This is a genomic window from Salinithrix halophila, assembly GCF_042650125.1.
Classification (GTDB): Bacteria; Bacillota; Bacilli; order Thermoactinomycetales; family DSM-45169; genus Salinithrix; species Salinithrix halophila.
This window is the reverse complement of record NZ_JBHSAP010000018.1, coordinates 275,645-296,585: the sequence shown is the minus strand read 5'-3', so window position 1 is coordinate 296,585 and position 20,941 is coordinate 275,645. Positions and strand designations below refer to the sequence as shown.

Sequence of the window (20,941 nt, the reverse complement as noted above, 5' to 3'; positions counted from 1 at the left end):
AAAAAGCTCTCATGTATCGAAGGGTTTGCCTTCCATACTCGAATCGAAGGATTCGGAAAGCCCTTTTGGATTCCTAAGTAAGCAACAGGTACGAATCGTACCCGGGTCGGAACAGACCATCTACTACTTCTCGCTCAAGCGATCCGTAGATACGTTTGCTTTGTGAGAACATCGAGATGCAGAATCTCTCCATAGAGCGATCGGGCTAACATATTTCTCGCTCCATGGATATCGCGATGTTCTTGATAGCCACAGGAACAGCGGTAGTTTCTAGAAGAGGGTTTCTTTCTCTTCTTGCAGACAGGACATGTCTGACTGGTATAGGATTCATCGGCTTCAAGCAGATGGATTCCCCTCACGGCTAACTTGTATTGTAGGGATTTCTTTACCTTTCCAAATGACCAATTGGATAACCGCTGGGCTTGTTTGCGCGTCGCCTTCTTTTTCTTTCTCGTCTTCCGCTGTACACCGTCAGGGTTTCCCATGTGAACATCGGAGACAGCCTGCTTGACACACCAACCGACAAACTGTTTGGTTGTCTTATGGAGAGCGTCTTGCAGTTGTTTTTCGGATTTAGACCGCACGTATCGCTTTGCCCTCTGATACTTCTTCCACTGCCGTGAACCCTTTTTGCACTTGGATTGGAGGCGCTGAATCTCTGCCAGTTTCTTGTTACGGAGGCGATGAATGGAGCGGATCTTCCGACCCGTGATGATCAACGCCTCTCCGCTTTCAGCGAAAGCGGCAAGGGTATGGATTTCGCCGAGATCGACTCCGGCCGATTGTTTCTGCTCATAGGGTTGATTCTCTCTTCCATCCTCAAAGGCAACCGATAAGTAAAAGCCGTTATCATAACAAAGCTCGATTTCCTTGATGGTCCCTTGGGGGAGGTTCTTGGTGTAGACCGTGATTGGCTTCTCCCGTTTCCCTTGATGGATTCCCATAGATAGCTGGACTTTTCCATTCTCATGGATTTTGAAGCCATCTTTTGCCCACTTGGTGTTGTAATGGCTCTTGCTTCTATAGGGATAACGAGCCGTTTGGATTCCTTTTCGGATCGCTTGGTGTGCAGCATCTCTGGCAAATAGATATTTGTGGCAAACGGCCTGAATGGATTGGCTATGGAGATGAAATCGTCCTTTGGTCGCTTTTTGTAATTCGGATTTAGCGATCCACTTTCCATGGTCGAGTTGGTGTTGTCTTGATAATTGCAAACATTCATTCCAAACAAGGGCTGATTCACGGTTACAGGCAAAAAGACGATGGATATCGGATACAGATGCAGAGAAATAGACTTTCTTCGCCCGAAGCATGGTTTCACCTCGCTTTCCCTGTCCCTGTGATTCAATGTATTTATGGACATGATCTTTCTCGTTTTCCATTCTTGTAGAGTAATATTGTACTTGGATGCAATGGACTCAAAGATTTCCCTTGTACGACGGGAAATCGAATCATCCAGTACTTTCTTTCGATATTTGATCACGAGGACTAGATGGTAGTACATCAAGAATGATTATTGCTATCCAATTTCCTCTTTATATCAACCATTTTATCACCTAATACGGATGATAGATCAGGTGAATGAAAATGGCAACAACCCTTTTAAAAAATGGTCAGACTTGCGAGAGGGGTAAAAAGCACTCCTCCCTCGTCTGACGCGCCATTCATCTCACCGCTTGTAGAAGCGGGAGACTTCTTGCGCAGGTATGTTAAATAGAGATAAAAGACGGAACTATCGGGTTAGTTAATCCCTTGGTTGAAAAATAACACCCCTTCAATCGATCTCAAAATCCAAGATATTTTTTGAGATATACCCAATGGAAAATTTGTTTTTGGCGAGAGGGAGCCGGAACGTTGGTTCGCCTCTTTTATCTATGCTTTAATAGAGGGGAGTGAACGAAACGGAGAGGTGATATATGGGAGACTTGACAACTGGAAACAACGATCTCTCCACGGAATTTCAGGAAGTGATAAAAAAGGTAAAGGATTACACTCGTCATTCGAAAGCGGCAAATACCACCAAGAGTTATCGGGCGGATTGGGAGGATTTCACTGGCTGGTGTGAACGGCGGGCGCTGTCGCCGCTTCCTGCCGACCCCCAGACTGTCGTTTTGTATTTGACGGATCTGGCCGACCGCCGAAAGACCTCCACACTGCAAAGGCGCCTGTCGGCGATCAGCCAGGCTCATCAAGCGGCAGGACACGATTCGCCGACCAACGGGTACTTGGTTCGAACGGTATGGGCAGGCATACGACGGACGAAGGGTACCTACCAGGAGGGAAAGGATCCGATCCTCGTGGAGGATCTTCGCTTGATCGCCGAATCTATGCCGGATACCCTGACCGGAAAGCGGGATCGGGCCTTGCTGTTGGTCGGCTTTTCCGGTGGCTTTCGCCGCTCGGAGTTGGTCTCCATCGACCGCGAAGATGTCCAAACCGTCCCACGGGGGATGGTGATTCTGCTTCGGCGCTCTAAAACGGACCAAGACGGAAGGGGAGAGAAAGTGGGCATCCCTCGCGGTTCTCGGCCTGAAACCTGTCCGGTTCGGGCGCTGGAGGAATGGCTGGGGGAGGCGGACATCCAAACTGGCCCTGTCTTCCGACCGATCAACCGGCATGGCCAGGTTCGCAATCGCCGCCTGACGGACCGATCCGTCGCCTTGATTGTCAAGAAAGCCGTACAACGGGTCGGGTTGGATCCAAACCGCTTTGCCGGTCACAGCCTTCGCTCCGGGATTGCCACATCCGCTGCCATGGCCGGAAAGGATGAGCGGGCCATCATGAAACAAACCCGTCACAAGTCCACTAACATGGTACGGCGTTACATACGAGACGGAGAGTTGTTCAACGACAACGCCGCCTCGGATTTGGGATTGTAGAATTGGATCTATCGATGCAAAAAACCCACAGGGGGAAGGAATCCTGTGGGTTTTTTGCGCGAGTAATTGCTTCATGTTGAAAAGGGTATAGGATGGTTTGCGGTGGCCATAATACATAAGAGATTATGGAAGGAGTGGGTTAACATTCCAACATTTTTGATGGCTGGTGATCGGAGGCTCAGTCCCGTGGTGGAACGATTTTCCAAAGGTCTTCAAAGGGAAATGGAAGCCAACGGATACCAGTTACAAGAAGAGATCGATGCCGATCTACAATTGGTCTTCAATTTTGTCGATCCGGCAAATCCCCGTCATTTTCGTCGAAGAGGGAAGGGGACCTTTGTCGTAACCGTGACGGAATCGGACCGTCCGACGGATTCTGTATTTCGGGCGGGATATCCCATTCTAATCCGTTCTCTGGGAAACCTTATGATCTACCTGGATCGCTCCCGTGAAAATCCCCGTGTCCATTTCATCACGCTGGAACAGGGATGTTATTCGATTGACGGGGAGCTCGACGAAGCGGATCTTTATCGACGGGTGTATGAGCGAGTCCGTCCTCTAGCGACTTCGAAACTGGTGATCGACAATACGTTTTATCCCGATTTACCCGAGGAGCTTAGCGAAGGGGATCATCGGACTTCAGCGATCATCCAATCCGGCAAGAAGCTGGATGAGATGAATCTCCTGCCGGCCCCGTTCCCGATTGAGGAGTTGCTCCCGCCGAAAGATTATCGGCATATTCAACGCCTTTACGGAATTGGTGGCCTCAGCTACGGCAATTTGAGCGCCCGCCGGGAAGGAACCGAGTTTTGGATGAGCGCCCGGGGTGTGAACAAGGCGAACTTGCAACAGATCGGCAGGGACATTCTCCTGATTAAGGGATACGATGCCGATAGTCTAGCCATGGAAATCAGCGTACCCGAACATGTAGAGCCCAAACGGGCTTCGGTGGATGCGATCGAACATTGGATGATTTATACGGAGCATCCCGAAGTGGGAGCGATTGTTCACATCCACGCATGGATGGAGGGCATTCCATCCACGGAAATCAACTACCCCTGCGGCACGGTCCAGTTGGCAGAAGCGGTGGCGGATAAAATCCGGGAATCGGAAGATCCTTCCCGAGCGGTTGTCGGGTTGAAAAACCATGGCCTAACCATTACCGGAAAGGACCTGGATGATATTTTCGAGCGAATCGAAGGCCGGATTCTCCCCCAGGTACCCATGTCATGAGGTGTCTTGAATGAGCCGAATGGTCTTGTTGACGGGGGCCTCCAGCGGCATCGGAAAAGAAATCGCCCGTCAGTTGGTTCGACAGGGCGATTTCCCGATCATGGCTGCAAGGAGCCTTCCGGCCTTAAGGGAGCTAAGGGAAACCCTCGGGCAGGGAGCTTGTTTTTCCTGTGATGTCACCCGGCAAGAAGATGTGGATGCCTTGAAAGATGAAGTGCTCCGGCAGTTCGGACGGGTGGACGCGCTGGTGAACAATGCCGGTTTCGGCCACTTCGGAGGGGCGTTGGATCTAACCTTGGCTGATTATCAGGAGATGATCGAAACGAATTACCTGGGTGCGGTAAGGATGACTCAGTCGTTTCTTCCTCATTTCCTGGATCAGGGGGGCGGACGGATCGTTAATATTGCTTCAACAGCTGGCTTAACGGGAGTACCCAATCTGGCGGGTTACTGCGGAAGCAAATTTGCGCTCATCGGGTATTCCGAATCGCTTCACTTGGAGTTTTTCCCCCGTATCCAAGTAGGCGTCCTCTGCCCGGGGCCGGTTCAAACCCCGTTTTTCCGGGGAGAGGATCCTGCTCGCTTTTTCCCGCCGTTGCTCGCGCGGCGGGTGTTGGATCCCGTGTTTGTGGCCAAGCAGGCAGTACGGCTCCTCGACCGTCCCCGTCTCCAGGTGATGCCCCGGAGTCTCAGCTGGATCACACGGCTACGTTCTTTTGCCCCTGGTTGGTATCAGTGGGCAATGAGGAACATGTATGATTCCCTGAAGAAAGAGAAGGCGACCCCTCCATGTACACCTTCCTGGTCAACCCCGCCGCTGGAAACGGACGGGGACAACAAGTCTGGAACCGTGTCCGAAAAAAATTAGAGAAAACCTCTATTCCTTATCAGGCTGAGATCACGTCCTATGCCGGCGAAGCGACGGAAATTGCCCGGAAACTGGCCGAACAACCAGGCATTCGTGCCATCGTTGCCATTGGAGGAGATGGCACGGTCCATGAAGTGGGAAATGGATTGGTAAAAACCGAGATTCCATTGGGCTATATTCCGGCAGGATCAGGGAATGATTTTGCCAGCGCCCATGGGATCCCTTCCCATCCCGAGCGCGCACTGGAACGTATCTTGAGGCATCAAGTGCGCCGGATCGATACCGCTCAAGTAAACAACCGGATGATGATCGGGTTTTCAGGGATTGGTTTTGATGGGAAAGTGGCCGAATCGGTTAATAGCTCATCCTCCAAGCGTTGGCTCGGACGATTTGCCTATTTGGCAGGAGCGTTCCAAACCTGGGCACGGTTTCGCCCCTATCAAATGACCCTTGTGGTGGATGGACAACCCTTTCATTATCAAGGCATCTGGCTAATCGCGGTCGCCAACATTCCCAACTACGGCGGAGGGATGTTGATCTGTCCCCATGCGGATTCCGGGGATGGTTTGCTGGATCTCTGCTGCGTTCATAGTCTTACAAAGGCCCGATTTCTCCAAATCATCCCGTCTGTTTTTCGGGGCGCCCATATCCACCATCCCTCTGTCTCCCTGCATCGAGGAGAAACGTTCACGATCACCTCTGACCCGCCGTTACCCATCCATGCCGACGGGGAGATCATCGGTAAAACTCCTGCCACCATCCGAATTCATCCCCAATCCCTTTCGATTTTGTAAACAAGAAGCCGGTTTTCTTCTAGCAGAAGAAAACCGGCTTCTCTTTGCCATCCTGTTCTTTCAATGACGGAGAGGAGGTGGTGATGCATCCGAGACATAGGGAAATGCGGTTAATTCGTTATTTTCGTTGACGGTACCAAAAAATACGGCCTCTCTTTTTAATCCCTGTTTATCCAATTCCCGTTGCAGCCAATCTTCATTTAATCCCAGGCTGGATAAGACTTCCTTGCTCATTTTTCCCTCGACGATCACCGGGAAGGGAATGTCGGTTTTGGCGGGGGAGGGGAGATGAAGATCTTTTTTGGTCACCGTTTGGTGGGGAGGCTTTTTGTGGATGGATAGTTTCCCGTTATGTTCAAGGACTGCTGTGTCCACTTCGCTTAGATCAAAGATTTGTTGCTCCCGGAGCATGGATAAAACGCTATCGATGGGATAGCGAATCTTTCTTAGCCGTTTTTCAAGCAACTGGCCTTTCCAGATCACGATCACAGGCTCAAAGGTGATCAGTCGGCCGAATTTCCGGCTTTGAATGGCCCAACGGGAAATGATTCGCTGTAATACACCTACCGCGATGACAGTAATGGCGGTAGGGAAGTGGTGGATACTCGGGTCTGCGATATCCGCCCCGACGATCGATCCCAACGTAATGATGAGCATGAAATCAAAAACCGGCAGTTCACCGATGGAACGGCGTCCCATATATAACGTGACAATTAGAAGAAGAGGGAAGATCGTCACGATTCTCCCCAGGATTACGAGAATTTCCTGGCTCATCCACCCACCTCCCTCTATTCTTCCTGCCATTCCTTCCAGGCTTCATCCCCGTATTTGACGAAGGTTTTTATCAATACATAAAACACCACGGATACAATCACATACTCCGTGAAATGAAATCCTATCCGAAAGGGGTCTTTGTCTGTAAAAAAGACGGCAATCGCTGCTCCGATGCTGAGAAACAAAACAGATCCCAACGTAGCTAACACCGCATCATACAGATAAAAATACTCCGGCTTGCGTTTCATGGCTACCCTGTCCTCTCGGCTCATTCTTTCTCCATTATGAGCCTTCCGCAGTTCCTTTATTCTGAGCCTTAACCCTCGAATTCCAACTGGATCCACCTCATATACTTTTGAATCCGTTCCTCGGATTCCGCTGAATATGTTCCAGATCTTGGAGGATGGGTATCTTTCCAGCCGTATAAAAGATACGCAGGGCTGTTCCCAAGCAAATGGCCATATCTCTGCCAAGCGATCAGAGGCCCGTAGATGCACCCTTACCACCCCGGCGTCCATCATACGAGGACCGAATCCACATTAGTGCAGATCCCCCATTCCAACTCAGCACGGACCTGAGTAGGACCTGAAGCGGCAGGGGCGATAGCGGCGTAAAGCAAAGGAGGACTTAGCATCCGTTACCCGATAGGTATCGTTTTCGCCTTGTTGCAGCAAATCAAACACGGGGTTATTCCATCCGAAGGCTTTTCTCAGAGCCTCCTGTTCTTTCTGGTTCATCTTTCTTCTCCTTTCGGATTAGTAAAGGGATTCTTTTGTGGAGTGTTGAATCATTTTCAAAATAACCCTTAGCTATTTTTTGAAGTGAGGAGGAAGCAATAGTGAAAAAAGAAAGGTTGTCCACGTTATTTAAACATTTCTCTCTTCATGAATGCAAAAATTCAAGCAATTTATATGAGCACTTGGCTTTCAAGGTGAGTGAAGATGAAGAACTCCTTGATATCGCTTCACATGCTCAAGCCGGTCAACCTGTGCCTAACCTTTTGTTTGGTGCTGTTCATTACCTATTGTTAAAAGGGAAACATCATGAATTGAGACAATTCTACCGTAGTCTCGTCAATCATCCTCAGGAGGTGGAACGAGCGTTTCCTCCTTTTCGTGATTTTTGTTTGTCCTTTAAGCGAGAACTGATTCCTATCCTTCAAGAAAAGCTGGTTCAAACCAACGAAGTCCGACGTTGTGCTTACTTATATCCGAGCTTTTGTTTCATTTATCGTCAAGTTAAGAAACCCCTGTCCCTCCTTGAGATCGGAACGAGTGCAGGGCTTCAGCTCCTATGGGATTTATATCAGTACGACTATGGGGACGATCGAAGTTATGGTCATATTTCCTCTGACATTCTCATCCGTTCGGAAGTCAAAGGAAATCACCAACCCTTTTTGCTCCCAGAGAGTCCACCCGTAGCCTTACGCTTTGGAGTGGATTTACATATTAATAATCTATCCAATTACGAAGATACCTTATGGATGAGATCCTTAATCTGGCCCGAGCATAAGGAGAGAGTTGAACTCTTTGAAAAAACCGTCACAGTCTTGAAAGAGCAATCCTTAGAATTGATACAAGGAGATGGAGTTGAACTCCTTCCCCATATCGCCGAACAGATCCCAGAAGATACCGCCCTCTGTATTTTTCATACGCATGTCGCGAACCAAATGCCTGAGGAGAGCAAATTAGAACTGATGAATCATATTCAATCCATCGGAAAGAAGAGAGATGTCTTCCATGTGTACAACAATATGTGGGATCGCGCTCTTCATTTGGATTCCTTTATCGACGGCAGGGAGTCCAATCGGGTACTAGCCGAAACCGAGGGACATGCCCGATGGTTCGAGTGGAAAATGTAGAACTATAAGAGGGCAGGTGGCTACCCTTCGCTTTCTCGAAAGAAAAGAGAGATCCACGCTACCAATTGCAACAGGCAAACGATGGCCAAAATCATCCCGATGTACCACATGGTGATAGTTGCCACTCCAGCTGAATCTTTCCGATATCCCAAAATCAATTTCAGCCATGGAAGAGACCTCCTTCATGATCTACTAAACCATATTTGGTTCTTAGCCCAACCCCTAACATAATCACCGTTGGGCAGATAAACTTTCACACGGTGGGGGAGAGTAAAAAAAGAAGAAGGGAGGGAAGGTCAACATGACGAGTAAGGAAGCAAGGGACAATAACGGGCAACGAGAACAAAAAGTATCGAAAGGTGAGAATCGGAATGGGAGATTGGCTCCTTTCAAAAATCACCGGCAGGAAGGGGATCCGTATCCCAATGAATATCTGAATAAGAAAGAACAATGAATGGAAGGGGGGAGGCGGTTAAAGAACCAACTCCTCCTTTTTATATAGAAGAATAAGAAAAACTGATACAAATCTTCTTGAAATACCAAGAATAAACCTGTTTAATGAATGGTAGAGGGTTGGATAAATCTGCAAATAGAAACGGGGAGACGTATGATTACAAAGAAAAGCCAATTTATGTTGGACAAGGACTATGCCAGACAACCGGTTCCGTATGGGAAAAGACGAGGGTGGTTACCCTTGGCGCTGATTTGGTTGGCGATGGGAATCGATCTGTCCGCTGTGGTTCTAGGTGCCGCTTTAATCAATGGGATGACGTTAAACCAGGCTATTCTTGCTATCACCGCAGGGTCGGTGATTTTAGGGGTAATCGGGGCTTTTTGCTCCTATGTGGGGTCAAAAACTGGTTTGAGTACCGCGATGATCAACCGGTTTACTTTTGGGGAAAAGGGTGCTTATCTGGTCATTTTGGTTATGAGTGTAGCCGTGTTTGGTTGGTTTGGTGTCACAGCTGGCTTTTTTGGGCAATCAGCCCATGCGGTTCTGCAAAGTGTGTTTGGAATAGAAATCCCTCCGCGTTGGCTGGCCCTGATTGGGGGGCTGTTGATGACCGCCACTGCCGCCATCGGATACAAGGCCATCGAAAAACTCAGTATGATCTCCGTTCCGTTGATGGTGGGTTTTCTGCTAAGCATGTTGGGCGTACTGATCACCCGGGAATCTTTAGCTCCCATCTTTTCAATGCCTCCCAAAGAAACGATGGGGCTTGGAACAGCAATCTCTCTGGTGGTAGGAGCTTATATCATCGGTTGTGCACAGTCCCCGGATGTCGCTCGTTGGGCCAAAACGTCCAGAGATGCCGCGTTATCTGGATTTTTCGGTTTCTTGGTCGGAAATAGTTTAATGATGTTTGTCGCGGCATTTTTATCCCGATTGACCGGTACGGAAGACGTCATTCAAATCCTACTCTCCTTCGGCTGGGGTGCGATTGCTGTAACATTGCTGGTTTTAGCCCAGTGGACAACCAACGATAACAACATGTATTGCGTAGGGTTGAACCTTTCTGTGCTGTTCAAAAATGTTCCCAAGATAACTTTAACGATCATTGCAGGTCTGGCCGGAACGATGCTGGCCTTCCTAGGCATCTATGGTAAGTTTGTCGACTTTCTCCTCCTCCTGAGCCCATTTGCTGCGCCAGTAGCCGGGATTTACCTCTGTGAGTACTTTTTAGTGAATCGATCTAAATTTCAATTTGCCTTTCTGGCCGAACGTGAAATTGTAGCTGTAAGATGGCAATCACTTCTTGTCTGGGGTTTGGCCACGATGATTGCATTTGCTACGACTCCCATGACGGACGGCGGGCTGGGGTGGTTTACTTTAACCCATGTCTCCACGCTGGATGGCTTGCTTTCAGCCATCGTGCTGCAATATGTGATTGGGAAAGCGGGGATGTCCCAGGGAATGACAAAAAAACCGGAGGTCAGCGGTTGACCTTTTTCTCGCACTTCCCAGAAAACGCCCGACGGACTATCCGTCGGGCGTTTTCTATAGGCGAGATTTCTTCAATACTTCCTGAATCCATCTGTCTTTTAGCTCATCTTTATGGACCAGGATTCCCAATCCATTATGAGACGCCACCCGATGGAAGGTGATCGGGAAGGAAGTCTCTTTCAGGAAGTCTTCGATAGCCGTTAATACCCCATTTTTTTCGCCGTTTTCATATAACGCGTTGTTGAATTGATAATTAAGACCTCCCGTGTTTACTAACCTGGATTTCCCCAGTACGATACCCTTTTTTGCATAGGGTTTTCGATATGGAGGGGGGATGGTTTCCGGTAGGTAGTACGAATCCCGTCTTCCGTAAGGCCATTCGGTATCGTGCAGCATCACGATAGGGAACTTGCCGGTTTTTTTGGCGGACCGTTCTACACATTTCAACTCGTGATAAACGGTATACCAGTTGTGATCGCCATCAATCAGGAGGACATCAGGATTCGGAATTCGGGGTAACGCTTTTAGACTCAAAGCCCTTATCAGGGTAAAATGCTGTTTCCCACAGCGTTTCATCTGTCTAACGTTAAATTGAGGCAGCGGATCGATGACATGTAGCTTGGCATGATTCCTGCGGCAATATCGCAGGATCTTTACAGTATTTTCCCCTCTGAAAGCGCCAATTTCCACGATTACTTTGGGCTGTTCTTTCAAAAAGATCGGTTTAATGACCTTTCCCCAAAATCGGTTCATCCAGACTTTCCTCCTATCTGACTTCCATGGTTATACTGTATGTTTGATAGAAAGAATCTGTGGCGGCCATTGCCATCTGATTTTGAGTCAATCGCTTAACCAAACCAGCTACTTTACCACCTAAAATTAAGTCCCCGACGAGATCGACGGGGCGAGAATGGTTTTGTTCGCTATACCTGTATAATTGACCAATCGTCCGTCCGTGAAGGAATAGAAGGAGTGCGCATGGAGTCCTGTATCGTGAGCGGATGGAATCGTCTCCTCCGGCATGGGACACACATCCGGCCAAACTCGATGCACATGACAGCAATCTCACGCCGTAATGCGTCTGAGGCCTTGATTATAGTCGATGGATTGGATGCTATTCGTCATCAATCGCTGGCCCTCCGTGGGTATATACAATCATTTTAAATAGAGCAGCTTGGCCTCAGTTGATAGGGGTGCGGCAGCAGGAGATTCGTGTACAGGGCGTCTTTTTCGTGGTTTTCTCTACCTATAACCTCACAAAATCATTCTTTTGTAACGTTAATATGCTTCATCACTTGCAGAGGGGCAAAACATCCAATCATCCTTATTCATTTTCTCAATAAAAAAAGATAACTTATGTTTTGAGATATCGTGAGAAAAAAATCCGCCGATACGATGAAAGGTATTGCAAGGTATCATTCCATAGCAATAAACCGCATTTTTGGAGGCCTAATTTTTGGTTATTATGGGGCATCAGTTGACAAAATGCAGGATTATTCCCTGTATAAACGCACAATTCCTTTTTTTATTTAAATTCATCATAAATTCCTTTTAACATATTTGTTAGGATGTTTCCTATATAAATCCTTTCTTGCTTTTACTAGGTACTTATCCTATTTCTTGTGGTTTTTGGCGTTCTCTGCCCCTCCCCCATTGTGTAATATGGAGAGAGCAAGTAATCGGCAGGTCGAAAAAGGTTCATCCCCTAGTTTCGGGGGCCCCATAGCATGACGGATACTCCTATCAAGCAAATTCCTGCTCCAATCCAGTCATAAAAATCTGGCGTTTTCTTATCAATTCCCCATCCCCATACGACGGACATCACGATGAATACCCCGCCATAAGCAGCATAAACCCGACCGAAGGAAGGAAAGGTTTGAAAAGTGGCAATGACTCCATATAAGGCCAAAGCCAGACCGCCAGCCAATCCCCAATAAGAGGGTTTTCCCTCTCGTAGCCAAAGCCAGATTAAATAGCCTCCCCCGATTTCCGCTAACCCGGCAATAAAAAATAAAAAAGCGGCTTGGATCATAATCTTGTTACTCCCCTTCAAAAAATTGAACCGGTCACTTTAGACCGGTTAGCCAACCTTTGTAGACACCCCCCGGTTTCTATAACTCTTACATATCCGGAGGCAATAGAGGCCCGAATGCCCCTTCATCCGTTTTTCCAGGATGATCCAATCAATCAATCTTCAGACCGATTTTTCCAAACTGCTTCCCTTCGTTCATCCGGTGGAATGCATCCCATGCTTCGGCCAAGGGGTAAACACGATCAAGGGCGGGACGGATCTGATGGGCTTCCACAAATCGGAGCATCTCTTTAAACTCCTCCCCACTCCCCATTGTTGTACCGAGAAAATGAAATTGCCCGATAAAGAAGGGGCGCAATGGGATCTCCACCTTGGGGCCACTGGTTTCGCCGAAGTTAACGATCCGTCCTCCTGGTTTGAGGCGATCAAGCGCTTGCTGGAAAGTAGCCGGCCCCACGCTATCGATCACTAAATCCACTTTTTCCCCATCCATCTGTTCGCCCCAATTCCCGTTACTGTCGATAGCTGCATCAGCCCCTAAATCCAGGGCACGCTGCCGTTTCTTTTCACTTCGGGAGGTGACAGTCACCCGGGCTCCGGCTGCTTTGGCCATGAGCATCATAAAGGTGGCGACCCCGCTTCCGATTCCAGGGATTAGAACATGCTCCCCATCTTTCAGTTGCCCCCGGGTAAATACCGCCCGGTAACCCGTCAATGCAGCCAGGGGGAGCACCCCTGCCTCTTCCCAGCTCAGGTAAGCTGGTTTCGGCTCCACATTTTCCGCTGGCACAACAATGCTGCGAGCAAAAGTGCCTGATGTAGGGACCCCAAGAATCTCAAACCCTTCCGGAGGCGCCTCGCTTTTTTGCGGCCAGCCCAAACTCGGATTGATGATCACTTCCTCTCCGCTTCGGAGCCCGGTCACCCCTTCACCGACAGCCTCGACAATCCCGGCCCCGTCGGAGCCGAGAATCGTCGGTTCCTCTGAGGAACGATCCCAAAACAAGACACGGAGATCCCGGTGGTTCAAGCCGGCGTTTTTGAGGGCGACTTTCACTTCACCTTTGCTCGGCTCCCTCTCCCCCATTTCCATAACTTTCAGACCTTCTAATCCTTTTGTTCCTTGATGTACCATGGCTTGCATGTCCAATCCCCTCCCGACTTTACATCCTCTACAACCCTTCCACGTGGACAAGGATTCAAAACCTGGAAAATCCGTTCCAGATCCTCTCGCTTAAACCGTGAGAAAGGCTCTGCTATCGGGTGAAGTTGCGTCTTGATCACATACCATATCCAGGTCCTTTTCATAGCCTAATTCAATCAAGAGCTCTCCGCCGCCGATTTTTTTAAAAGCATCCTTTTGCCGATGTTCCCGGAACGGAAGGTTGGAAAGCAAAAACCCGCCGCTGGGCGGGATCAACACGCATCAAATCGCGCTTTTCTGGCTCATCTGGATATAGGCAGCTTCCAAAAAGGTCTCTTCTTGCCCAGGATCAACCGTTGTCTCCGGCAACAGGGTAGTAATGAGACGACGGGCCAGGTCCTCTCGTTCTTCAGGAAAGAGTTCGTGGCGCCGGGAAAGGAACGATGCCAGAAGCATCTTCTCCTCTTCGGTGACAGAAGCGAACTCCCGCGAGGGGAGATCTACCTCTAAGAGACCGCCCGATTCCTCTACCGGTTGGATAAGCCCACCCTCAGGGAGTAAGCGCCCTTCCTTCCGCACCACGATCGTTCCGGCTACCCAATCACCCACCCGTTTTTCACGAGGGTGGAAAAATACCATCGATATTCCGATGAGATAGAGAAAAGGCAAAGAATCGGCTACGCGAAGCAAGTTGCGCAAAAAAACAGCTGAAAAGCCGGGAGCCGTCCCTCGATCCGTTACCACTCGTAACCCCGTCACTTTTTTTCCGAGGGTCTGCCCAGAGAGGAAGGTTTCGGTCAAGGTATAATAACACAAAGGAAAGAAGACCAAAAAGACGATAAACACTCCTTGAACAACGGATGTCCAAAAAGGAGAACCGGCCAGCTCGGAGAAGCCTGTAAAAAAGATAGCCGGAACAATGAGGAGTAACAAGGTAACCCCCATAATCAACCAGTCGATCAAAATAGACACCGCCCGAGAACCGATCCCTGCTGTTTCAAATTCCAGGTGGACATATTCCGGGGTGGTGACCGCAACACGGTTTTCCATCGGATCACTCCTTTCTCTCTTTCTACATGGTAAAATGGCGGTGGAGGTGAACATCCAGGGATGTCCGTTCAATCCGCCCAACGAATGAGCCGTTTTGTCCAAAAAAATCAGCCGCTGTGGGAAGAGCTAAAGACTCTGATCAACACTGTCGACAGAGCCGCAGACCGAGCAACCCTTGATCGGCTGGGGAAAGCCTACCGTCAGGCTTCCGCCCACTTGGCTTACGCCCGTACATATTTCCCTGACCAACCGGCCACCCGCCACCTGAATGCTCTGGTCGCCCAGGCACATCAACGGGTATATGGAAGTGTACCGAAGACCGACGGGAAAAAGGGAATCCGATTTTTCCTTCGGGAGTTCCCCGCCCTTTTTCATGAACGGGTTCTTTTCTTTCTGGCGGCCCTCTTTCTCTTTCTTGCAGGAATGTTCTTCGCTTTTACCGCTACTTGGGTGAACGAAAACAATGCTCACGCTTTTTTGCCCGCCGGTATGGCGGAGCAGGTAGATCCCGGGAGTATCGGGGAAAGCCAATGGGATCATGCCATCGTTTCCGGCCAACTGATGGCTAATAATATTCAGGTTGCTTTTCTCTGTTTTGCCCTCGGGGCCCTTATGGGTGTGGGCACAGGTTGGGTCCTCTTTTCCAACGGATTGCTCTTGGGTTCCCTGGCCGCCCTGTACCACCGAGCGGGAGAAGCGTACGCTTTTTGGGCTTATATCTGGCCCCATGGAGTGATCGAATTGACGGCGATCTTTATCGCCGGTGCCGCCGGATTATCCCTGGCGGGTTCCTGGCTTGTGCCGGGAGATCTATCCCGGCTTGAGTCCTTCAAGCGAGAGGGAAAAGTAACCGTCAAGCTGATTTTGGGGGTCGTGCCGATGTTTGTAATGGCGGCTCTGATCGAAGCCTTCATCACACCCGCCCCGTGGCCTCTTTGGAGTAAATACCTTGTTGCCCTTATCACCTTAGGGGGACTGTTTCTCTATTTTGGGAAACCGCTCTTCCCTTCTTTGAGCCGCGGGGAAAAGAGTGCCTGAACAATCAAAGCTTACCAAATGACAACCAACCCGACAATGGGAATAAGCCCCCCAGCAGAAAGCGTGCCATGAATTCAGCAAGCCCAGTGCCCCGCCTGTGCGGGTTAACTGGGCTTTATGTTGAAGAATTCCGTCAATACCTACCGATACCCAACCATACTCCTCCGCTGGCAGATTCATATACTATTGCAGCTTGTTAAAGGAGGAAAACCCATGGCGATTACAGACCGATATACCCTGCTGCCCAGTCCCCCGACCACAATTACGGGACGGGAGGAAAGAACCCAAAATCTGAGCTTGCAAGCCGCTCCGACCGCCGATACGGGGAATATCTCCGGTACCGTACGCCGGCCTGACGGAACCCCTGTGAATGAAGCGACGGTTCAATTGTTCGATTCCAATGAACAACCCTTTGAACATACCAACAGCAACCCTTCCGGACAATTCATTTTCCCCCGGGTTCCTGTCGGCTCCTACTTTATTACGGCTTCGGAACCAGGACTTTTAACCCCCACTCGAATCGCTGTCAGCGTCATCAAAAACCGAACGACATCCGTCGCGATCACGATGCAACCGGACCCCGACGCTACCAAAAATAGCATCTTCGGCATTGTAAGAAACAGTGTAACCAATCAACCCATTGAAGACGCTACCGTGGAGCTTTTCCAAGTAGTGGGCGGCACGCCCCAGTTAGTAGGCATTGTATCGACAAACGCTGATGGTCAGTATTTATTTGCCAACATGAATAACGGTAACTACTTCATCACCGCCGTTAAACCCGGATTCCTATCCAACCAAAGCGCATCCATTACTGTCTCCGACAGAGATTTCGCCCCAATCAATATTCTCTTGAACGCCGACCCGGATGCCAATACAGGGACGATCAGCGGCACTGTTACAGATAACACTACCAATCAGCCGATTCCCAACGCTATCGTGGCCCTGTACTCCATTTCCGGCGGGACAGAGACCATCATCGACGTCTCCAAAACCAATGCGGGAGGTCTGTATATGTTTGGAGATTTACCCGCCGGGACCTATCGGGTTAAAGCAACCGTCCAAGTAGAGGTTTAAGCGAAAATGACCATCCGAGACACCTATTTCCTCGGCAGCAGCCCCCCTTTTGACTTACCCCCAAAGGAAGAAGTATCCATTCATCTGGATCTGGAGAAAAAGCCGAAGAAACGGATCGCCTTGAACGCTTGGTTTGTCATCAAGATCAACGCGCAAATTTTAAAAAGGAAATTTCGGATGATCCTCCCCGCCCAAAACCTTCCCTGTCCCCTGTCTCCCCAAGATATAGACATCGACTTGCAGCGAGTTCCTTCTAGAAAAAATATGGTCCTGAATGCGTTTATCACCTTAAAGATCCATACCCACACCATCCGAAGACGCTTGCGCCTGGTGTTTCCCATGCGACCGAAAATGATTCAGGTGATCCGATACAACCTATCCGTTAGGGGGCCGGACATCACGCCCTGGGTTTATAACACGCGGATCCTGAACCCCTCCCTATGAAAGAGGGATTTAACAACTGCTCCCGCGTAAAAGGCCAGGCACGGGATCGATACCCGTACCCGGCATTTTCAGATCCGTTGATCGATCCGGTCAAGTCTTCACTTCTTCCTCCCACTCCCGATATCGCTGAGAAATCAGTGGAATCAGACGAGAGTCTACCGGAATGCCTGCAACCGTACGCAATGTCTTGGAGAGACCTTCCCTGGAGAAAAGTTGATGCAATTCTACCACCTCCGAGTCCTTCTCTTCATGAAAAAAGAAAACAGCGGCGATCCCGGCAGCCAAATGATCCGGCTGAAGGTTATGGTCGATCATTTGGAGAGCGGGACCAACCAGGCGGTCCGTCCTCCCCAGTTTGCGTATAGGGGATCGACCTACCCGTGATACCGGATCCAGAAGGTGGGGGTTTGTAAAGCGCTCCAGAATTTTGGCGATGTAATTCTGATGGGTTTGTATGTCAAATCCATGCTTGGCGACAAGCAATGCCCCGGTCTCTTTCAAAGCCCCGGCGACAACGGCTTCCACCCGTGGATGGGCGATCGCCTCCTGCACGGTTTTGCACCCCATCAGCTGTCCTACATAGGCACAGACAGCATGACCGGTATTGACAGTGTAGAGTTTCCGTTCAATATAAGGGGGCAGGCTGTCCACATACGTAACACCATCAATCGGAGGGATGTCTCCCTTGACTCCGTTCCGGTCGATCACCCATTCATAGAATGGCTCGACACAGACGCTGAGTAGATCTGCCCCGGTTTGCACCGGGACGATTCGATCAACGGCCGCATCGGGAAATCCGATGGTCCCTTCCATCCTCTCCCGTTCGTGATGCGACAGATGGGTAGCCGCTTCATTTTTCAGGAGGCTGGATGCTCCCAACATATTTTCACAGGCAACTACGTTGAGAGGAGAATGCTCTTCCATCTGCAATCGCAGACGGATTCCCTTTGCTAACAGGGGAGCAATCGCTCGCAACACGGATGGGCCCACTGCGGTGGTAACCAGATCCGCCTCGGCGATCGCTTTCACGACCCGATCCGATTCGGTCCGACTGTTCAACGCGGTTACTCCTGTCACCCAGAGCGTTTCGACTTCTTCCCCCAGCAGCTGGACGGCATAACGCCTCCGCTCCCGCAATTGTTGAACCAGCGGGGCTTGAACGTCGACAAAACAGACGTCATATTCCGATCGGGCCAGCCGTTCACCGATAAATCCACGACCGATATTTCCTGCACCAAAATGAATCGCGCGCATCTTTACGCCCCCTCGTGAAATAGGGAGAGAAGTTCCTCTGCGGAAGTGGCTTTCACCATCCGGGCGACGTTATCTTGTTCGGAGACAACCAGGGCAATCCTGGACAAAATGTCCATGTGTTCGCTGTCTTTACCTGCAATGCCAATAACAATATGGGCGGTATGGCCGCTGCCAAAGTCGACGCCTTCCGGCAATTGGACGATAGAGATCCCTGATCGATGGATATCTTTTTTTCCTTCTTCCGTCCCGTGTGGAATGGCCACATGATTGCCGATATAGGTACTAAGTGTTCGTTCCCGTTCCAGCATGTTTCCCACATACGAGGGTGCCACACATTGGTTATCAACGAGCAGCCCGCCTGCGAGGCGAATCGCTTCTTCCTTGTTTTTCGCCTCCACTCCCAGTAGTACCGTTTCTTCACTCAGGATCGATCCGCTCATGATTCTACGCTCCTTTGTTGATCCAGTTTTTCATGTAGGGTCCGATTTAATTGCTCCGCCAGGAACGCTCGGATGTCCCCTTCTCCTCCAGATTGGAAAAGTGCCGGTGCTTCGATCGTAAGAGCGCTGATCCGGCTCAGCAATTCCTGTTCGGCTGCCTCTTCCTTTTCCGGAGCCAGCAGCAGGAGAAGGCGCGTCATCTCCATCCGATTTCCATCCATCCCTTCCACTTTCAATGGCTGTTCCAGATCATACATCGTAAAGGAAGGCTTCTCCACCTTTTTCGATCGCCCATGAAAAAGTGCCATTCCGGTTCCGGGAATCCCCAATCCCCCTAGCTGTTCCCGCTCCTCTAACTTTCCGGCCACTGCCGCTGCATCTTGAAGAACCCCTTTTGCTTCCAAACGTCTACAGGCTTTCTGCAACACATCGGTCAACGACTGTTCCTGGAGAGGAGAGAGGGAGTATCCTTCTACAAGCATCAAGGCGATTTCCGCAGTCTTCCGAATCGCTTTCATGGATTCAAGAATCCGGGGTTCGCTGACTTCTTCCCTCGTCCTCTCCGGTGGCATCGTTCCTACCCGCCGCCGTTCGTTTAAGTAGGATCGAATACGGGCAGCGTCTCCTTCGGACAAATAGGGATTGACACGAATATAATCGATTTCATCCATTTCTACTGAGAGAGTGGATACGATTAAATCGTATTTATGCAGGTCCGTCTGCTGGGCTCCCCCCCAAGAAGCCGTATCCACCCGAACGATCTCCGGAAATTCCGTTTGCAGCCGACTAGCCAACAGTTTGGAAGTACCAATCCCGCTGGCGCAAATCGCCAATGCATGCAAGGGACGCCCCCGCCTTCTTCGTTCCAACGCAGCTCCAAAATGCATTACCAGATAACCGATCTCTTCTCTGGGGATTTCATACTGAGGAAAGGTCTTCGCCATGGCTTTTCCCACGATTTCAAACAGCTCCGGATAATCGGCTTCGATTCGCTCAAGCAGTGGATTATGAATCGGCAGGTTTTCTTTCAGCCGATAAACCGCCCGTTCCAGGTGGGCAAGCAGCCCCCGGAGCAGAGAAGGGTCCTGTTCAAGGGGAGCGTCCGTCTCCTCCCTGATCCGTTGGATCAATTCTCTTGTTCCTTCCACAGGGGTCCCGGAACCGTCCTCAAACCAGAATCCCCGGTCATCCCCTCGCTTCGCTCCCCGAAGGTGCAACACGATATTGGCGATCTCTGACTCTGGTACTTCCTTACCGGAAGCGGCAGTCAAGCGGGCAGCGATTTTTTTCGCTACTTCCTGTTCCGGTCCTTGTTGCAGGCTTTGCAGCATGTCAGGGTCAAACCGGAGTGTTTCTCCCTTTTCAATCCGCTCCAGCGCTAAAGCAACATGAACCACCAAACCAATATAAGCGCTGTCTGCAAGAGTATACGGCAATCTCCCGATCTCCGCTTGTATTGCTTCCTCCACCTGAATCAAGCGCTCTCCTTCCACCAGTCCCAATAAACGTTCCATGACAATCCCCGAAGGCTCCGGAGCTTTCCGACCGAGAGATTGTTTTAAAAGCTCAAGAATCGTCGCTTCATCAACATGATCAGCAAGCAGACTCCTCATGGCTGCCCGACGGTTGTTCTCCCCCCCGATCACCTGAATGCCCCATCCTCTTTTTTTAAGCAAAACCAGGTCAAACGGCTGAAGCCAATCTTCCACCCGTTCGAGATCCTGGCGAACCGTGGCTGGAGCCACCCCAAGGTCCCGGGCCAGAACCGTTAGCTTAACGGGTTCTGAAGTCTCCAGCAATGTACAGAGAAGATAGGTCCTCCGTTCTTCCGGGGTAAAGTCTGTCTCCGCCGTCCTTGTAAGAGCAGCACGTAGCGATTCCATCCCGGTGGGGTCCGCCTCCAAGGAGACACCAACTCCTGCTTGTTTGCGCAGGGAAATCCCGAATCCGTCCAGCGTCTTCTCCATAACAGAAAGATCCCGATGGATTGTGCGCTCGCTGACTCCGAGTTCCTCAGCCAATTCTTTAACCGTGTGGGATCGTTCTTGGCTGATCAACAATCGGAGAAGGTTTCGTTCCCTGGCTGTGAAATACATGGAGTCCACCTGCTT

21 protein-coding genes and 1 pseudogene are annotated in these 20,941 nt (G+C 50.1%); 10 read left to right on the top strand and 12 right to left on the bottom strand.

Features of this window, described 5'->3' with window-relative positions; genetic code table 11:
- Positions 1-134: 134 nt before the first annotated feature.
- Positions 135-1,313 (bottom strand): RNA-guided endonuclease InsQ/TnpB family protein, encoded by a 1,179-nt coding sequence (locus ACFOUO_RS14425; RefSeq protein WP_380706260.1) that lies wholly within the window; start codon positions 1,311-1,313, stop codon positions 135-137.
- 42 nt (positions 1,314-1,355) lie between these two features.
- Positions 1,356-1,504: pseudogene (locus tag ACFOUO_RS14420) on the bottom strand (IS200/IS605 family transposase); the annotation flags it as partial.
- A 412-nt stretch (positions 1,505-1,916) separates the two neighbouring features.
- On the opposite strand from ACFOUO_RS14420, the gene ACFOUO_RS14415 reads away from it, so the two are divergent.
- The 4 genes from ACFOUO_RS14415 to ACFOUO_RS14400 all read left to right on the top strand — a co-directional run bounded on the left by ACFOUO_RS14415 (position 1,917) and on the right by ACFOUO_RS14400 (position 5,774).
- Positions 1,917-2,879 carry a site-specific integrase gene (locus ACFOUO_RS14415; protein WP_380705847.1) on the top strand — a complete coding sequence of 321 codons (963 nt, stop codon included), beginning with the start codon at positions 1,917-1,919 and terminating at the stop codon, positions 2,877-2,879.
- A gap of 186 nt (positions 2,880-3,065) precedes the next feature.
- Positions 3,066-4,112, top strand: a complete 1,047-nt coding sequence (locus ACFOUO_RS14410) for a class II aldolase/adducin family protein (protein WP_380705846.1) — start codon at positions 3,066-3,068, stop codon at positions 4,110-4,112.
- A gap of 10 nt (positions 4,113-4,122) precedes the next feature.
- Positions 4,123-4,980, top strand: coding sequence for an SDR family NAD(P)-dependent oxidoreductase (locus ACFOUO_RS14405; RefSeq protein WP_380705845.1), 858 nt, complete (start codon positions 4,123-4,125; stop codon positions 4,978-4,980).
- Positions 4,902-5,774 (top strand): diacylglycerol/lipid kinase family protein, encoded by an 873-nt coding sequence (locus ACFOUO_RS14400; protein WP_380705844.1) that lies wholly within the window; start codon positions 4,902-4,904, stop codon positions 5,772-5,774. Before ACFOUO_RS14405 ends, ACFOUO_RS14400 begins: the two co-directional genes overlap by 79 nt.
- Positions 5,775-5,834: 60 nt before the next feature.
- Here ACFOUO_RS14400 and ACFOUO_RS14395 read toward each other — a convergent pair whose 3' ends face one another.
- From ACFOUO_RS14395 to ACFOUO_RS14385, 3 genes are all read right to left on the bottom strand, one after another.
- A complete protein-coding gene (locus ACFOUO_RS14395; RefSeq protein WP_380705843.1) occupies positions 5,835-6,548 on the bottom strand; it encodes a DUF421 domain-containing protein in 714 nt (237 codons plus the stop codon).
- 14 nt (positions 6,549-6,562) lie between these two features.
- A complete protein-coding gene (locus tag ACFOUO_RS14390) occupies positions 6,563-6,796 on the bottom strand; it encodes a hypothetical protein (RefSeq protein WP_380705842.1) in 234 nt (77 codons plus the stop codon).
- A gap of 315 nt (positions 6,797-7,111) precedes the next feature.
- Complete coding sequence (locus ACFOUO_RS14385) at positions 7,112-7,285, bottom strand: hypothetical protein (RefSeq protein ID WP_380705841.1); 174 nt, start codon at positions 7,283-7,285, stop codon at positions 7,112-7,114.
- 98 nt (positions 7,286-7,383) lie between these two features.
- On the opposite strand from ACFOUO_RS14385, the gene ACFOUO_RS14380 reads away from it, so the two are divergent.
- The 3 genes from ACFOUO_RS14380 to ACFOUO_RS14370 all read left to right on the top strand — a co-directional run bounded on the left by ACFOUO_RS14380 (position 7,384) and on the right by ACFOUO_RS14370 (position 10,354).
- Complete coding sequence (locus ACFOUO_RS14380; protein ID WP_380706259.1) at positions 7,384-8,409, top strand: DUF2332 domain-containing protein; 1,026 nt, start codon at positions 7,384-7,386, stop codon at positions 8,407-8,409.
- Between the two features lie 301 nt (positions 8,410-8,710).
- Positions 8,711-8,863 (top strand): hypothetical protein, encoded by a 153-nt coding sequence (locus ACFOUO_RS14375; protein ID WP_380705840.1) that lies wholly within the window; start codon positions 8,711-8,713, stop codon positions 8,861-8,863.
- A gap of 108 nt (positions 8,864-8,971) precedes the next feature.
- Positions 8,972-10,354, top strand: a complete 1,383-nt coding sequence (locus tag ACFOUO_RS14370) for a cytosine permease (protein WP_380705839.1) — start codon at positions 8,972-8,974, stop codon at positions 10,352-10,354.
- Positions 10,355-10,408: 54 nt separating this feature from the next.
- Here ACFOUO_RS14370 and ACFOUO_RS14365 read toward each other — a convergent pair whose 3' ends face one another.
- The 4 genes from ACFOUO_RS14365 to ACFOUO_RS14350 all read right to left on the bottom strand — a co-directional run bounded on the left by ACFOUO_RS14365 (position 10,409) and on the right by ACFOUO_RS14350 (position 14,580).
- A complete protein-coding gene (locus ACFOUO_RS14365; RefSeq protein WP_380705838.1) occupies positions 10,409-11,107 on the bottom strand; it encodes a class I SAM-dependent methyltransferase in 699 nt (232 codons plus the stop codon).
- Between the two features lie 952 nt (positions 11,108-12,059).
- A complete protein-coding gene (locus ACFOUO_RS14360; protein WP_380705837.1) occupies positions 12,060-12,386 on the bottom strand; it encodes a YnfA family protein in 327 nt (108 codons plus the stop codon).
- A 151-nt stretch (positions 12,387-12,537) separates the two neighbouring features.
- On the bottom strand, positions 12,538-13,530 hold the full coding sequence (locus ACFOUO_RS14355) for a zinc-binding dehydrogenase (RefSeq protein ID WP_380705836.1): 993 nt from the start codon (positions 13,528-13,530) through the stop codon (positions 12,538-12,540).
- A gap of 282 nt (positions 13,531-13,812) precedes the next feature.
- Positions 13,813-14,580: an RDD family protein gene (locus ACFOUO_RS14350; RefSeq protein WP_380705835.1), complete on the bottom strand. Its 768-nt coding sequence runs from the start codon at positions 14,578-14,580 to the stop codon at positions 13,813-13,815.
- Between the two features lie 60 nt (positions 14,581-14,640).
- Here ACFOUO_RS14350 and ACFOUO_RS14345 point away from each other — a divergent pair, with 60 nt between their 5' ends.
- The 3 genes from ACFOUO_RS14345 (at position 14,641) to ACFOUO_RS14335 (ending at position 17,136) form a co-directional block, all read left to right on the top strand.
- Positions 14,641-15,618, top strand: a complete 978-nt coding sequence (locus tag ACFOUO_RS14345) for a stage II sporulation protein M (protein WP_380705834.1) — start codon at positions 14,641-14,643, stop codon at positions 15,616-15,618.
- Between the two features lie 213 nt (positions 15,619-15,831).
- Entirely contained in the window at positions 15,832-16,692 is an 861-nt protein-coding gene (locus tag ACFOUO_RS14340; RefSeq protein WP_380705833.1) for an MSCRAMM family protein, read from the top strand.
- Positions 16,693-16,698: 6 nt separating this feature from the next.
- Entirely contained in the window at positions 16,699-17,136 is a 438-nt protein-coding gene (locus ACFOUO_RS14335) for a hypothetical protein (protein WP_380705832.1), read from the top strand.
- 90 nt (positions 17,137-17,226) lie between these two features.
- On the opposite strand, the gene ACFOUO_RS14330 is transcribed toward ACFOUO_RS14335, so the two are convergent.
- From ACFOUO_RS14330 to ACFOUO_RS14320, 3 genes are read right to left on the bottom strand one after another with little or no spacing between them, the layout of a single operon-like run.
- A complete protein-coding gene (locus ACFOUO_RS14330; RefSeq protein WP_380705831.1) occupies positions 17,227-18,390 on the bottom strand; it encodes a mannitol-1-phosphate 5-dehydrogenase in 1,164 nt (387 codons plus the stop codon).
- 2 nt (positions 18,391-18,392) lie between these two features.
- Positions 18,393-18,830: a PTS sugar transporter subunit IIA gene (locus ACFOUO_RS14325; RefSeq protein ID WP_380705830.1), complete on the bottom strand. Its 438-nt coding sequence runs from the start codon at positions 18,828-18,830 to the stop codon at positions 18,393-18,395.
- A complete protein-coding gene (locus ACFOUO_RS14320) occupies positions 18,827-20,926 on the bottom strand; it encodes a BglG family transcription antiterminator (RefSeq protein WP_380705829.1) in 2,100 nt (699 codons plus the stop codon). The genes ACFOUO_RS14325 and ACFOUO_RS14320 overlap by 4 nt, the downstream gene beginning before the upstream one ends.
- Positions 20,927-20,941: the final 15 nt, after the last annotated feature.